Source organism: Streptomyces sp. NPDC093064 (genome assembly GCF_044754605.1).
In the GTDB taxonomy this organism is placed as follows: Bacteria; Actinomycetota; Actinomycetes; order Streptomycetales; family Streptomycetaceae; genus Streptomyces.
The window spans coordinates 1-1,583 of record NZ_JBIVPK010000144.1; the positions used below are offsets into that span (position 1 = coordinate 1).

The following is a 1,583-nucleotide window of genomic DNA, read 5'->3' on the forward strand; positions in this document are numbered from 1 at the left end:
CTTGAAATTAAACCTTCGGTGATCGTTCGGGGATCGAGTGGTTCACCCACATGGGAATCTGCCGGACATGACGACGACCTCCCTTTCACGCTGTGTGATGTCGAGTCGCACAACGGGCCAGGAGGTCGCTGGTGTCGAGTATCGTCCACGAAGTCGCTCATCGGCAGGCACTAGCCGAACTGTCCTTCTTTCGGATGGAGTTGTATGCGGCGATGCCGCGCCGTGCGGATGCGTTGTTCGAGCTGACGGATGCAATGTTGTGTGCCGGTTCCCCGGTGGTGTCGCTGCCGGAGTTGTCGCTTGAGGCGGTGCACCGGCGTGGGCACGGGGCGATGTATGACGCGCTCGCTCGGGGGCGTCTGGATGTGTCGCGGCTGGGGTGGGTGTTGGCGGGGCTGGAGCTGCCGCGTGGGACGGACGGGCAGATCTCGATCGCGTTGGACGTGACGCCGTGGCCGCGTCCGGACGCGGAGTGCTCGCCGGACCGGCTGCACTGCTACCGGCCGTGTCGCTGTGACGGGGTGCGGCAGACGATCCCGGGGTGGCCCTACCAGGTCGCCGCCGCGCTGGGCGGAGGACGGACCTCGTGGACCGGGCCGCTGGACGCGATCCGCCTCGGCCCGGACGATGACCTGACCGAGGTCACCGCCTCCCAAGTCCGGGACCTGCTCGCGCGTCTGCGCGAGGCCGGGCAGTGGCGCGAGGGCGACCCCGAGGTGCTGTTCGTGCTGGATTCCGGCTACGACATCGTGCGGCTGACGTGGCTGCTGCGTGACGAGCCGGTCCGGCTGCTCGGGCGGATCCGCGCCGACCGTGTCATGTATTACCCGCCCGGCCGTCGCAAGGGACCCACCAAAGGCCGGCAACCGCGTCACGGCGAGCCCTTCCGGCTCGCCGACCCGGCCACTCACCCCGCACCCGCCCAGGAGTCCACCACCCGCCACGACCGGTTCGGTGCCGTGACCGCCCGCTGCTGGGGACGCCTGCACCCCAAACTCGAGCGCCGCCAGGGCAGCTGGGCCGACCATCCCGGCGCCCTGCCCAACGTGGAGGGGACGCTGGTCCACCTCGAGGTCGAGTACCTGCCCGGCAACCGCGACCCCAAGCCACTGTGGCTGTGGCACTCGGTCCCCGACGCCACCACGCACGACGTCGACCGCCTGTGGCGGATCTTCCTCAGAAGATTCGACATCGAACACACATTCCGGTTCTTCAAGCAGGCCCTCGGCATGACCCGACCCCGGCTCCGCACCCCCGAACAAGCCGACCGATGGGTCTGGCTGATCATCGCCGCCTACACCCAACTCCGCCTCGCCCGCCCCCTCACCGACGACCTCCGCCGCCCCTGGGAGAAACCCCTCACACCGGATCGGCTCACTCCCGGCCGCGTCCGACGCGGCTATCCCCGGATCCGACGGATCCTGGGCACCCCCGCCAGACCGCCGAAAGCCACCCGACCCGGCCCCGGCCGCCCACCAGGCCGCACCACCAGCCCCGCACCCCGCCACCCCGTCGGCAAACACCCCCACAAACAAGACACCCCCCGACCTTGAAGGCTGAGGGGGAACCTTTAAATTCAAGCT

At 69.2% G+C, this 1,583-nt stretch carries 1 protein-coding gene; it reads left to right on the forward strand.

What is annotated here, in order from left to right; all coding sequences use genetic code 11:
• Nucleotides 1-194: 194 nt before the first annotated feature.
• A complete protein-coding gene (locus tag ACIQFZ_RS43465; protein WP_390875682.1) occupies nt 195-1,553 on the forward strand; it encodes an NF041680 family putative transposase in 1,359 nt (452 codons plus the stop codon).
• Nucleotides 1,554-1,583 lie beyond the last annotated feature (30 nt).